We start from the raw sequence: 13,628 nt of genomic DNA, 5'->3' as shown, positions 1-13,628 counted from the left end.
AAACAACAACAAGCTGAACAGGTTGATGCAGAGGATTTGGAAGAGCTAAATACCTTGGAAAACGAAGTGAAAAGTAGAAAGAAGTAAATCCTTAATGCTAAAAAAAAAGGTAATTGTATGACTAAGATAACAAAGCAAGATAAAAATATGGGCAATGTTCCTAATTTGAGATTTAATGGGTTTGAGGGAGAATGGGAACTGAAGAAATTGAGGGATGTTGCCAACTTCTATTCAGGAGGAACCCCTTTAACGTTGAGAAAAGAATATTTTAACGGTAACATTCCGTTTATCCGTTCTGGAGAAATTAATTCTAAACAAACTGAACAATTTATTAATGAATTAGGTTTAAAAAATTCTTCAGCTAAAATGGTTGATATAGGAGATATTTTGTATGCACTGTATGGAGCAACAAGTGGTGAAGTCGGAATCAGTAAAATAAAAGGAGCTATAAATCAAGCTGTACTTTGTATAAAGTCAAGTGAAAATCACTATTTTATTTATTCTTATTTATTACACAAAAAAGAATTTATAACAATTACCTACTTGCAAGGTGGACAAGGAAATTTATCAGCAGAAATTATAAAACAAATTAAGTTATCGTTTCCATTAATTCAAGAACAGAATAAAATTTCTAATTTTTTAGAATTATTAGATACCCGAATTCAAACCCAAAACAAAATAATTAAACATTTGGAAACCTTAATTAAAGCACTATGTAATAAGTTATTTTCTCAGAAAGTTAGATTTAAGGAATTTACTAATCAATGGACATTGAAGAGTTTGGGAGATATAGGAGAAACTTTTAATGGTTTGTCAGGAAAAACTAAAGATAATTTTGGGAAAGGTAAATTTTATATTCAATACAAGCAAATTTTTGACTCTTCCAAAATTCAAGTGGAAAGTTGTGGACTTGTAGAAATTTCAGAAAATGAAATTCAGAACATTGTCCAGTATGGTGATGTCTTTTTCACCATATCATCTGAAACTCCTGATGAGATAGGAATGTCCTCAGTCCTATTAAACACAGTCAGTGAAATGTATCTGAACAGTTTTTGTTTTGGATACAGACTTTTATCATTTCAAGTCCTAAATCCGCTTTTTGCAAGCTATTTGTTTAGAAATAATTCCGTTTTTAGAAAAGAAATAGTTAAGCTGGCACAAGGAAGTACTCGATATAATATGTCTAAAATCGAGTTAATGAAATTAACCATTTCATTACCTTGTCCAGAAGAACAAACAAAAATCGCTAGTTTTCTTTCTGCTTTAGACAATAAGATTGATATAGAAACGAACTTTTTGAAAAAATTAGAAGAACAGAAAAAGTTTTTACTACAAAATTTATTTGTCTAAATTTTGCCGATAACGGCAAAATGAAGGTGCTTATAAGTACTTATTTATTGTATATTTGCCGATAACGGCAAATAGTAAAGAAGCTATGAATTCTATTTCAGTAAGTGAATTTGCGAAAAAATGGAATATTCCCGAAAGAACCGTACGGAATTACTGTGCTATAGGGAGAATTCAAGGAGCTTTCCTAACTGGTAAAACCTGGGTTATTCCAGAGAATGCAACAATACCTGAAAAAGGAAATAAGAAAAAATTCAGTAATAACCCTTTACTTAATCATCTCAAAGAGCAAAAGGATATGAAGCTCAAAGGGGGGATTTATCATCGTACACAGATTGATCTGACCTATAATTCGAATCGTATAGAAGGAAGCAAACTTACTCAAGAGCAAACCCGTTTTATTTTTGAAACCAATACTATAGGCATTACCGACGAAAGTGTGAATATTGATGATATTATTGAAACCAATAATCATTTTCGCTGTATTGATTTAATTATTGAAAAAGCAAAATCTAAACTAACAGAATCGTTTATAAAAGAATTACATTTTTTGCTAAAATCTGGAACATCTGACAGTCGAAAAGATTGGTTTAAAGTTGGCGATTACAAAAAGTTGCCAAATGAGGTTGGCGGTAACGAAACCTGCCCTCCAAAAGAAGTTGTTATAAAGATGAAAGAATTACTCTTAAATTATCACAGCAAAGAACAAAAGACCATCGAAGATATTATTGATTTTCATCAGAAATTTGAAATGATTCATCCTTTTCAAGACGGCAATGGTCGTGTGGGAAGATTGATAATGTTCAAAGAATGTCTTGCCAACATAATTGTTCCTTTTATTATTGATGATGAACTGAAATTATTTTATTATCGTGGGTTGCAACAATGGGATAATATTAAAGAATATTTAATGGATATTTGCCTTTCTGCACAAGATAATTACAAAGCTATTCTAAACTATTTTGAAATTGATTTCGAGTAAAGACTTACACAAACAAGTTTTGTAACAAGTACTTTTTCTGACTTTCATATTGAATCAATAATTGTTTTTCAATTTCAATTTTTGTATCTATTGAACAAAGGAATGTTGAAATAACGTTCTGTTCCTTAATCGAAGGAATCTTCACTTTTATTTTTTCTATTGTGGTTTTAGACAGGCTCGGAACACCAGATGCTTCATTATACTCTAACCAATTAATTGTTTGAAAAAGATGAAATATAAACTTTGGAATACAAGATTGAAACGAATGTGTATAAAATAAAGTATCTACAGTCCAAATTTTACCATTGTGATACATCGGTTTGTTAATGGTTCCTTTTCTCCCAATACAAACTGTTTCCCCATTATATAGGTAATCATCAACTGAAGTCATAAAACCTCCAGTTCCAAATACAGGAATATTGCCTGTTTGCAAATGTTTGTAATCTTTACCACTACCAATTTCCAGTATATTTCCAGTTTTTACTTCTATCCATTCCAAAAAATCAGTTCCATCTTCATTTTTAAACCTTAATTTCTGTTGGAATATATCATTTCTGAGATTTTTAATTAGGGACTGATAATGTAATAGTATTTTGTTTTGGGTTTGAATTCTTTCGTCCAACTTAGTAAAAAAAGCAGAAATTTTATTTTGTTCTTTTAATGTAGGGATATTTAGATTTAATATTGCTAGTTGACTTGAATATAAATGTACTACGGAAATTCCTTGCGCTAAATTAGCTATTTCCATTTTCTTTTTACTGTTTAAGTAATAGGATAGAAATACTCCATTATTTTTCGTTTTAATTATATTCAAATCACTTCCTAACACAACTCCTGATTTTAAAACACAAGAAGCTGTTGCAATATCAATTGTTGTCTCTCCAGATGCTGGAATAATAACATCATTTGCTTCACTTAGTGTCAATTTTGATACATCTGTATTGGTTCTTGACTTTATTTCATTGATAGTTTCACCGTAATATGTGTATAATTCTCCATATCTTATACATTCATTAGTACCGCTTTCTTCAATATCACTTTTTGAAATTCCTTTTCCTTTTGAAAATGTAGCAATTTCCCCTAACTTTTTTGTTTCCCATTCCTCCTCAAACCCCTTAAATCTCAAATTAGGAACCTTAGTGAGGTTAAAACCCCAATTCTTTATTTCTTTTCTTTGGGATTCATAAAAATTAATAATAATGAATGAACAAAAACAAATTTTAGAAGTGATTGGTCTGTGGAAAGCAGACAAAAAACAGTATGTGAAAAGATCTAGTTTTTCCGCTTATATGCTCTTGATTGAGAATCACTTGTCTCCCGTCTTTGGTAATAAATATGAGATTGAAGAATCAGATGTACAGGCTTTCGTTTTTCAAAAGTTGGAATCCGGTTTAAGTCAAAAGACAATCAAAGATATTTTAATTGTCTTAAAAATGATTCTCAAGTTTGGAGCAAAGCATAAATGGTTAGATTATACACCATTTGATATCCAATTTCCAACAGAACGGGAAAAATATACTATTGAAGTATTAAGTCGTTCAGATCAGAAAAAAATAATGAAGTATATACAGGAACATTTTACGTTTCGAAATTTAGGAGTTTACATTTGTTTGAGCGCAGGTATGCGTATAGGAGAAGTCTGTGCGCTGACTTGGGAAGATGTTGATACAGACCAGGGCGTTATCAGTGTTAATAGAACGATCCAACGCATATATGTTATAGAAGACGGAAGTAGAAAAACAGAACTCATTCTGGATACCCCTAAAACAAAAAATTCTATCCGTGAGATTCCTATCAGTAAAGATTTATTGAGAATACTTAAGCCCTTTAAAAAAATTGTTAATTCCTCTTTCTTTGTATTAACCAATGATGCTAAACCAACTGAACCCAGAACATATCGCAGTTATTATAAAAATCTGATGAAAGAATTAAAGATGCCGGATCTTAAATTTCACGGATTAAGGCATAGTTTTGCAACCAGATGTATAGAAAGTAATTGTGATTACAAAACAGTTAGTGTTCTTTTAGGGCATTCCAATATTAGTACAACCTTAAACCTCTATGTTCATCCCAATATGGAGCAGAAAAAGAAAGCTATTGAACAAATGATTAAAGCATTGAGATAAGTTTTAGATTATGAATTAGGAGAAATGGAATAAAATGCTTTATTTAGTTAAATCTGTATAGAACTCATTTAAACTTTTATAATTGAGTTCCTATAGATGAAATGAACATAATAAATTCCTAATTCATAATTATTTTGGGCAAGCAGTCAGAACAAGTTTTAGAGGAACAACTCATTATCCAATTACAAAAATTGGGTTATAAATATAGTACTATTACTGATGAAAAAGCTTTATTGGTAAATTTGAAAATTCAGTTAGAAAAACATAATCATATCCGGTTTAGTGATAGTGAATTTGAAAAAGTACTGAATATTCTCAATAAAGGGTCTGTGTTTGAAAAAGCAAAAATACTACGTGAAAAGAAGCATCATATTTTAAGAGACAATGGAGATAACCTTTATTTTGAATTTCTAAATGTCGAGCATTGGTGTCAGAATGAATATCAGGTAACCAATCAAATCACACAAGAAGGTAAATATAAAAATCGTTATGATGTAACCTTGCTTATCAACGGTTTACCTTTAGTTCAAATCGAGCTAAAGCGAAGAGGTCTGGAAATGAAAGAAGCCTTTAACCAAATTAACCGTTATCAAAAGCATAGTTTTGGAGCAGGTAAAGGTCTGTTTCACTTTGTACAACTATTTATTATTAGCAATGGTGTAAACACCAAATATTTCAGCAATTTCGGTACCCACAAACAAGAATATCTCCAGACTTTTCATTGGACTGATGAGAATAATAATCCATTGAATAACATTCTGAATGGTTTTACTGATGCTTTCTTAGAACCTTGCCATGTCAGTAAAATGATATGTAAATATATTGTACTGAACGAAACCGATAAACGGTTGATGGTACTTCGTCCGTATCAATATTATGCCGTTGAAAGTATTATCAAAAAAGTAACTGAAAACGAAAAATTAAATAATTATAACGTAGAAAAAAACGGTTATATCTGGCACACCACAGGAAGTGGAAAAACCTTAACAAGTTTCAAGACAAGTCAGATTTTATCCAAAATTCCGGCAATCAAAAAAGTAGTTTTTGTAGTCGATAGAAGGGATTTAGATTATCAAACCAATCAGGAATATGATAAATTCAGTAAAGGATCAGTAAGTTCTGCAACCAATACAGATGATCTTATCCGAAAATTCAATGATGTAAATGTTAGTATTATTGTTACTACCATTCAAAAGCTTAATAATGCGATTTCTGACAGGAATCTTACCAAAATGAAATCTATTCAGGATCAACGTATGGTGTTTATTTTTGATGAATGTCATCGTTCTCAGTTTGGCGATACACATAAAAACATTGTTGGTTATTTTTCAAATATTCAATTGTTTGGTTTTACCGGAACACCAATTTTAGTCGAAAATGCTGATGGAGAAAAAACGACGGCAAGTTTATTTGGAAAATGCCTGCATAAATATGTGATTACTGATGCTATACGAGATGAAAATGTATTGAAATTCTCGGTAGAATACATTCAAACATTTAAAAAGAAAGAACATATCATTGATTTGAAAGTAGAGCAAATCAATGAAAAAGAGGTGTTTGAAGCTCCTGAACGTAAAAATGCTATTGTTGATTACATCATTCAATATCACGATCAAAAAACACAAAACAGAAAATTCTGTGCGATGATGTGTGTACAAGATATTGATGCAGTTATTGAATATTATGAGGCTTTTAAGCGTAAGAAATGGAATGGTGAACATAATTTAAAAATCGCAACTATTTTCAGCTATGCTCAAAACGAGGAAGAAATAGAAGAACGAGTTGTTTCCCAATTAAATATGGCAGCAGAGCCACAAGTTGTATATGGCTATAAACCACACCGTAGAGAGCTGTTAGAAAATTATGTACAGGATTTCAACGAAATGTTTGGAATGGCAGAAAACAGTAAAGATAACGAAGGTTTTTACAGTTATTACAATGCCATTGCTAAAAAATCCAAACAAAATGAAACAGATATCCTTTTAGTTGCAAATATGTTTTTGACGGGATTTGATAGTAAATTTTTGAATACTTTATATGTTGATAAAAATCTAAAATATCACGGACTGATACAAGCTTTTAGCCGTACCAACCGTATTTTAGATAAGAACAAAACACAAGGAAACATCGTTTGTTTTCGAAATCTGAAAGATAAAACAGATCAAGCTATCGCTTTGTTTAGTAATAAAGAAGCCATTGACGAAATTATTGTTGAACCTTACGAAGTATATGTAGAGAAATTTAATGAAGTAACTCAAAAGTTATTGGAAATCGTTCCTCAGGTAAATGCGGTAGATAATTTATACACAGAAGAAGATAAACTACAGTTTATTTTAACATTTCGTGCATTAATGCGTTTACATAAAAAAATGAGCCATTATACTGAGTTCACTTGGAATGATCTGCAAATGGAAGAACAGCTTTTTGCAGATTATACCAGCAAATATTTGGATTTAAAAGATACACTTGAACCGAATACCTCTCCAGAAAAAACATCTATTCTGAATGATATAGATTTTGAGTTGGAGTTAATAAGACGTGATACCATCAATGTTACTTATATTATTCAGTTGCTGATTGAGTTCAAGTCAAAACAAAGTACTAAAGATAAAGAAAGTATTGAAAAAGAGATTTCCAATCTATTAAATACTGAAGTATCATTAAGGAGTAAAAGAGAATTGATTGAGAGATTTATTAAGGAAAGTTTACCACACATTGATGATACCGATACTATTCCTGATGAATTTGAAAAATTCTGGAATCTGGAACAGCAAAAAGCACTCTGGGATTTGATTAAAACAGAGAATCTATCCGAAGAAAAAACGGAAAAACTAATAGAAAACTATCTTTTTACCGAGCGAGAACCTTTAAGGAAGGAAATTTTAGCTCTTCGGGTGGAAGGAAGACCTAGTGTGTTGAACGCTAAAGAAATAGGAGATCGAATATTAAATAAGATTTTAGGTTTTGTAGATACTTTTATTAACGGTATATCAGGGAGTTAGTGTAGTGTGAAATGTTGAAAAGAATAGTATCTCTAAAATTAATTTTTTGTGTCAACCTGTTTTATGACATATCTCTAAAGAGTGTCTAATCTTTTATATGTATTGATACTAGTGATAATTACCTTTAATATATTCCTCTATCCTAACAGGTTTTTTTTAACCTGTTAGGTATTATTTAGATAATCTATAGTTGATAGATATAGTAAAATATTTATATTTTCTCTCAAAAAAAGTTGTGTCCAGATGGTAGGTTTTAGGACGAGACAAACGATAAAATAAAAAAGCCCATTTCAGATTTGAAATAGGCTTTAATAAAAATGATATAATATTTTTTGAATTGTGTAATTATTGTATTCCTTAATCTATTTAGTCGAAAAGATCTAAAAAATCAAACAATCCAATAATCAATACTAATAATACGTATAACGTCTTACTTTTGATATATATTTTGCCAGACGAATTACCTGATGGCTGTAACCATATTCATTATCATACCATATATATAATACAATGCTTTTTCCGTCAGCAGAAACAATAGTAGCATTACTATCATAAATTGAAGGAGCAGAAGTTCCTACAATATCAGAAGAGACCAGTTCATTGTTCAGTGAATATTTGATTTGTTCCACCAGTTCTCCTTCCAGAGCGTAATGTCTCATGATAGAATTGATCTCCTCAACACTTGTTGGTCTTGATACTTCCAGATTTAAAACCGCTAAAGAACCATTTGGAACCGGAACACGGATTGCATTAGAAGTTAGTTTTCCTTCTAGCGAAGGCAATGCTTTTGCAACTGCTTTACCTGCCCCTGTTTCAGTAATTACCATATTCAGAGCAGCAGCTCTTCCTCGGCGGTATTTTTTGTGCATATTGTCTACCAGATTTTGGTCATTCGTATAAGCGTGAATAGTTTCCAGATGTCCTTTTACAACTCCCAGAGTATCCTCTATTGCTTTTAATACCGGAGTAATTGCGTTGGTAGTACAAGATGCAGCTGAAAAAATATCCACTTCATCCGGATTATACTCTTTCTGGTTTACTCCATGTACGATATTTGGAACCCCTTTACCCGGAGCAGTAAGTAAAACTTTACTTGCCCCTTTAGAAGTTAAATGTCTGCTTAAAGCTTCCTCAGTAGTAAAAGCACCCGTATTATCGATAATTAGAGCATCTTCAATACCATATTGAGTATAATCGATTTCTTCAGGTGTATTAGCAGAGATTATATGAACCGTTGTTCCGTTAATCAGCAAAGCATTATTTTCCGGATCAGCTGTTACTGAACCTTGGAAATCACCATGTACAGAATCATAACGTAATAATGAAGCTCTTTTTTCTAAAATAGTAGTATCATTTTTATCGCGAGTAACAATAGCTCTCAGACGCATCTGATTTCCCGTACCCATTTTTGACATTAATTCCCGTGCCAGTAAACGTCCTATTCTTCCAAAACCGTATAATACAACATCTTTAGGTTGGAATCCTTTAGAATCTTTTGCATTTTTTAATTTATCAATAACAAACGCTTTCGCATCATTATATTTATTTTGTTCCAGATGAAATTCATAGGTTAATTTTCCAATATCCAGTTTAGAAGGAGGAAGGTCAAGAGATAAGATTGCTTTTGCAATTTCTACAGAGTCAAAAACAGAGATTGGTTTCTGAACAAATTCACCTGCATATTCATGCAGATTGATAATGTCGCTTACATTTCTGTTGATTAGTTCATTTTTGAATAATACTAATTCAATAGATTTGTCAAACCACAGATCACTTATGATCTTGATGAATTCTACACCGGCTCTCCTTCTGTTGGCCTGAAAAGAAACTTCTTTTTCGTATAAAACGTTGCTGTTCATAAAGTAAAAGAATTAAAATAGTTATTGTGTGTTGTTTTCTGGCGCAAAAGTACCCATTTCAAACGTTTTCGTGAAGTCTTTTGTCAAATAAATTTGATTTATAAAGAATAACCCAGTTTCTTTAGATTGGGTATCAGAATTAAATAAATTTTTTATTGAATTTATAAATATAAAATGTTTCAAATCCAATAACGAACAACCAACAGAATACTGAGAACTGTGACTGAATACTTTATATCTTTCTTTTTGTCTCTTTCTTCTTTTTTCTAATTTTTTTAAAAAAGATAACGTTCCAGTTCACCATTTTTATTTAACATTTCGATTTTTGTAAGTGTATTAGGTTGCTTTTTGTTTAAGAGATCAGAAACCGTTTCAATATCTTTGATCTTAACATTGTCTATAGATAAAATAATATTTCCTACCAAATCTTTATAGCTTGAATTAGCAACACTCTTGATTTTTACCCCATAATTGAGATTAAATTTTTTCTGATCACCGGAATCAATATTTTCTAGTGTTAATCCGTTAAAATCATAAGTAAGAAATTCTCTTTTAGAAAGAGTAACTGCGACTGTTTTTAGTTTACCGTTTCGAATAAAAGTGACATTTACCACATCGTTAGGACGTTTAGTGTTAATATAACCGGATAGTTCAGCATAAGAAGTAATAGCAGTTTCATCTATTTTGATGATAATATCTCCTTTTTTGATTCCCGCTTTTTCCGATCCTGAATTTTTAGTTACCCCATTAATATAAAAGCCCTGTGTTTCTGATATTCCCAGTTCTTTTGACACAACACTGTTTAGTTCACCACCCTGTACGCCCAGTATACCTCTTTGTACATTACCAAATTCCATAATATCCTCAATTATTTTTCTGGTAATATTAGAAGGAACCGCAAATGAATACCCTATATAAGAACCCGTTATAGAGGATATCATTGTATTGATTCCTATCAGTTCCCCGTTAGTGTTGACCAGTGCACCTCCACTATTACCCGGATTTACAGCTGCATCAGTTTGTATAAAAGACTGGATATCACTTTGAACTGCCACTCCCAGAGTTCTTGCTTTTGCAGAAACAATTCCTGCCGTTACAGTAGAAGTCAGATTATATGGGTTTCCAACGGCTAATACCCATTCTCCGACCTTTATATTGTCTGAATCGCCAAAAGTGGTATAAGGTAGTTTTTCTCCTGTATCGATCTTTAACAATGCAATATCCATTTTAGAATCCGTTCCTATCAATTTTGCTTTATAGGATTTCTTATTGTTCAATGTAATTTCTATTTCAGAAGCATCCTTAATAACGTGATTGTTGGTTACAATATAACCATCTTCCGAAATAATAACACCCGAACCTGTTCCCACCTGTGCCTGTTGCCCCCCTTTATAACCATAGAAAAATTCTAATAAAGGATTAGTACGAGTTGTCATATACGATACGTTCTTAACGTGAACGACCGAATGTATTGTTTTCTCTGCCGCTTCCGTAAAATCCAGTGTTTCAGGAGATAATCCAACAGGTCGGAGTTTCTGATCGCTTGTTGTTATTGAGTTTTGTTTTTGTAGTACTGTGTCCTTTTCGAAAAGCAGCTTGTACGCTCCCAACGTGATAACACCACTTAACAAGGATACTAGAAATAAATCAAGTATTTTCTTCATAATTAAAATAATAAATTAGTTATTTAACAGTAAAAATAAAAGTTGTTATTGTTTTATTAAAATGGTTTAACGCTCAGTTAACAATCATTAACCTTTCATTAATATTTGTACTTTTGTAGGATATAAAACAGATTATGAACATTACTTTTTATAAATATCAGGGAACAGGAAACGACTTTGTTATGATTGATAATCGTAAGCAGGAATTTCCAAAAGATAATACTCAGCTAGTTGCTAAATTATGTGACAGGAAATTTGGAATTGGGGCAGACGGTCTTATTCTTTTAGAGAACGATGCAACCGCTGATTTTAGAATGGTTTATTATAATGCAGACGGAAATGAGAGTTCGATGTGTGGTAATGGAGGAAGATGCCTTGTTGCTTTTGCAAAAGCATTAGGAGTTATTCAGGACAAGACGACATTCATAGCAACTGACGGATTGCATAATGCAACTGTTTTAGAAGACGGTATCGTTTCACTACAGATGAAAGATGTAGAAGAGATCAATACATTTCCGAACTATACTTTTTTAAATACCGGTTCACCCCATCATGTTGAAATAGTAGAAGATTTGAAAAACTGGGATGTAAAAGGAAACGGAGCTGCTATACGTTATGGGGAATTATATGGTAAACCCGGAAGTAATGTGAATTTTGTTTCCCAGATCAATGAAGATACTTTTGCCGTGCGTACTTACGAAAGAGGAGTAGAGGATGAAACACTGTCTTGCGGAACAGGAGTAACAGCCGTTGCAATCGCTATGAAATATACCGGAAAAACAAAAGTGCATTCCGTTAAGTTAAATACAGAAGGAGGGCGTTTAGAAGTTTCATTCCGTCAAGAAGGAACTGTTTTTTCAGATGTTTTTTTGAAAGGACCGGCTACATTTGTTTTTAAAGGAGATATAAAATGCTGACTTTACAAGGGAATACTATCTATTTAAGAGCGTTAGAGCCGGAAGATCTGGAATTTGTATATACTATTGAAAATGATCTTTCCATATGGGAAGTCAGTAATACACAGACTCCTTACAGTCGTTTTCTGATTCGGCAATATCTTGAAAATGCACAACAGGATATTTATGAAGCAAAACAGCTGAGACTGGCGATTTGTAAAAATGAAGATTTCTCAACAATCGGATTAATCGATTTGTTTGATTTTGATCCTAAAAATAACCGGGCAGGAATAGGAATCGTTATTCAGCAGGAAGCACACAGAAATACCGGTTTAGGTTCTCAGGCTCTCGAGCTTTTAATTCAATATGCTTTTAGTAAATTAAATCTACATCAGTTATATGCTAATATTGGTATAGATAATGAACCGAGTATCAGACTTTTTACTAATTTTGGTTTTGAAAGTTCAGGTATAAAAAAACAATGGAATCTGGAAAATGGTGTTTATAAAGATGAAGCCCTTTTTCAGCTAATTAATAACCAATAAATAGTATATATTTTGAGTCTAAAGAAAATTGGAACTATTTTTTTAATAGTTTTTGTAACATTCGCATCCGTTTACGGATATATGATTTATAAAGATATTTTCTCTGCAAATACTAAATTTGAAAAAAAAGAAACATTTGTATATGTACCGACAGGCGCTTCATATTCTGATGTAGAAACCATTATTGCTCCGTTTGTAAAAAACATGGATCGTTTCAGAATGGTTGCTAAAAAGAAAAAATATCCAAATAATGTTAAATCGGGGAAATTTCTGTTGAAAAAAGGAATGAGCAGTAACGATATTGTTAGTTCTCTGCGCCGGAATGTTCCCGTAAAATTAGCGTTCAATAATCAGGAAACAATAGAAAAATTTGTTGGACGAGTAAGTTCACAGATTGAAGCAGACAGTATCAGTCTTTTAAACTCCATAGAAGATCCAAAGTTTTTGGCAGATAATGGTTTTACAAAAGAGAATGTTTTGAGTATGTTTATTCCGAATACCTATGAGTTTTTTTGGAATACCTCAGCAGACCAGTTTAGAAATAAAATGGCTAAAGAATATCGAAAATTCTGGAATGATGAAAGAAAAGCAAAAGCAGAACGACAAAATCTGACTCCTTTAGAAGTCAGTGCTCTTGCTTCGATTGTACATAAGGAAACCGTAAAAACAGATGAAAGACCAAGAGTAGCAGGTGCTTACCTAAACCGATTGAAGATAGGAATGCGCTTGGAAGCAGACCCAACTGTTATTTATGCAATAAAAAAAGAATCAAATGATTTTGATACTGTAATTAAAAGAGTATTGTCAAAAGATCTGAAAATTGATTCACCATATAATACTTATTTTTATGGAGGTTTACCTCCCGGACCTATCGCAATGCCGGATATTACAGCAATAGATGCTGTATTGAATCCAGAACAACATAATTATATTTATTTCTGTGCAAGTGTGACTAATTTTGGGTACCATGAATTTGCTTCTACATTAGCACAACATAATGTAAATCGACAAAAATATATTGCCTGGATTAATAAGCAAGGAATTTACAGATAGTTCTCAAATGTTAAATATTTGTTTTATTTCTCTATTTAGAGTTTTTATAAATAAAATAAAGTTCCCTTGATTTATCATTGTTGAGTACTTGAAAAGGGTTGATTTAGAATAGAATATGAGACTTTTTTGTTTTTTGAAAACATTAACATGCTGA

At 31.8% G+C, this 13,628-nt stretch carries 10 protein-coding genes; 7 read left to right on the top strand and 3 right to left on the bottom strand.

Annotated features, from left to right (window positions below):
- Positions 1 to 117: 117 nt before the first annotated feature.
- A complete protein-coding gene (locus AC4FQX_RS08480; protein WP_491167257.1) occupies positions 118 to 1,350 on the top strand; it encodes a restriction endonuclease subunit S in 1,233 nt (410 codons plus the stop codon).
- Positions 1,351 to 1,435: 85 nt separating this feature from the next.
- Entirely contained in the window at positions 1,436 to 2,329 is an 894-nt protein-coding gene (locus AC4FQX_RS08475) for a Fic family protein (protein ID WP_491167256.1), read from the top strand.
- 4 nt (positions 2,330 to 2,333) lie between these two features.
- Here AC4FQX_RS08475 and AC4FQX_RS08470 read toward each other — a convergent pair whose 3' ends face one another.
- Positions 2,334 to 3,455, bottom strand: coding sequence for a restriction endonuclease subunit S (locus tag AC4FQX_RS08470; RefSeq protein ID WP_491167255.1), 1,122 nt, complete (start codon positions 3,453 to 3,455; stop codon positions 2,334 to 2,336).
- Between the two features lie 73 nt (positions 3,456 to 3,528).
- Between AC4FQX_RS08470 and AC4FQX_RS08465 the strand changes: the two genes are divergently transcribed.
- Positions 3,529 to 4,455: a site-specific integrase gene (locus AC4FQX_RS08465; protein WP_491167254.1), complete on the top strand. Its 927-nt coding sequence runs from the start codon at positions 3,529 to 3,531 to the stop codon at positions 4,453 to 4,455.
- A gap of 134 nt (positions 4,456 to 4,589) precedes the next feature.
- Positions 4,590 to 7,457 (top strand): type I restriction endonuclease subunit R, encoded by a 2,868-nt coding sequence (locus tag AC4FQX_RS08460; RefSeq protein ID WP_491167253.1) that lies wholly within the window; start codon positions 4,590 to 4,592, stop codon positions 7,455 to 7,457.
- A 410-nt stretch (positions 7,458 to 7,867) separates the two neighbouring features.
- On the opposite strand, the gene AC4FQX_RS08455 is transcribed toward AC4FQX_RS08460, so the two are convergent.
- Both AC4FQX_RS08455 and AC4FQX_RS08450 read right to left on the bottom strand, forming a co-directional pair.
- Positions 7,868 to 9,316, bottom strand: a complete 1,449-nt coding sequence (locus AC4FQX_RS08455) for a glyceraldehyde-3-phosphate dehydrogenase (RefSeq protein WP_491167252.1) — start codon at positions 9,314 to 9,316, stop codon at positions 7,868 to 7,870.
- Between the two features lie 275 nt (positions 9,317 to 9,591).
- A complete protein-coding gene (locus AC4FQX_RS08450; protein WP_491167251.1) occupies positions 9,592 to 10,980 on the bottom strand; it encodes a S1C family serine protease in 1,389 nt (462 codons plus the stop codon).
- A 134-nt stretch (positions 10,981 to 11,114) separates the two neighbouring features.
- On the opposite strand from AC4FQX_RS08450, the gene dapF reads away from it, so the two are divergent.
- The 3 genes from dapF to mltG are packed head-to-tail and all read left to right on the top strand — an operon-like array spanning position 11,115 to position 13,474.
- Entirely contained in the window at positions 11,115 to 11,897 is a 783-nt protein-coding gene (gene dapF, locus AC4FQX_RS08445; RefSeq protein ID WP_491167250.1) for a diaminopimelate epimerase, read from the top strand.
- Positions 11,891 to 12,421 carry a GNAT family N-acetyltransferase gene (locus tag AC4FQX_RS08440; protein ID WP_491167249.1) on the top strand — a complete coding sequence of 177 codons (531 nt, stop codon included), beginning with the start codon at positions 11,891 to 11,893 and terminating at the stop codon, positions 12,419 to 12,421. The genes dapF and AC4FQX_RS08440 overlap by 7 nt, the downstream gene beginning before the upstream one ends.
- 12 nt (positions 12,422 to 12,433) lie before the next feature.
- Entirely contained in the window at positions 12,434 to 13,474 is a 1,041-nt protein-coding gene (mltG, locus tag AC4FQX_RS08435) for an endolytic transglycosylase MltG (RefSeq protein ID WP_491167248.1), read from the top strand.
- Positions 13,475 to 13,628 lie beyond the last annotated feature (154 nt).

The sequence above is a fragment of the Flavobacterium sp. AK-301 genome (genome assembly GCF_058310215.1).
This window is presented reverse-complemented; position numbering and strand designations above follow the sequence as displayed.

Coding starts and splice junctions, on each gene's coding strand:
- AC4FQX_RS08450 (WP_491167251.1), bottom strand. CDS start 10,980: ATGAAGAAAATACTTGATTTATTTCTAGTATCCTTGTTAAGTGGTGTT.
- dapF (WP_491167250.1), top strand. CDS start 11,115: ATGAACATTACTTTTTATAAATATCAGGGAACAGGAAACGACTTTGTT.
- AC4FQX_RS08465 (WP_491167254.1), top strand. CDS start 3,529: ATGAATGAACAAAAACAAATTTTAGAAGTGATTGGTCTGTGGAAAGCA.
- AC4FQX_RS08455 (WP_491167252.1), bottom strand. CDS start 9,316: ATGAACAGCAACGTTTTATACGAAAAAGAAGTTTCTTTTCAGGCCAAC.
- AC4FQX_RS08475 (WP_491167256.1), top strand. CDS start 1,436: ATGAATTCTATTTCAGTAAGTGAATTTGCGAAAAAATGGAATATTCCC.
- AC4FQX_RS08480 (WP_491167257.1), top strand. CDS start 118: ATGACTAAGATAACAAAGCAAGATAAAAATATGGGCAATGTTCCTAAT.
- AC4FQX_RS08440 (WP_491167249.1), top strand. CDS start 11,891: ATGCTGACTTTACAAGGGAATACTATCTATTTAAGAGCGTTAGAGCCG.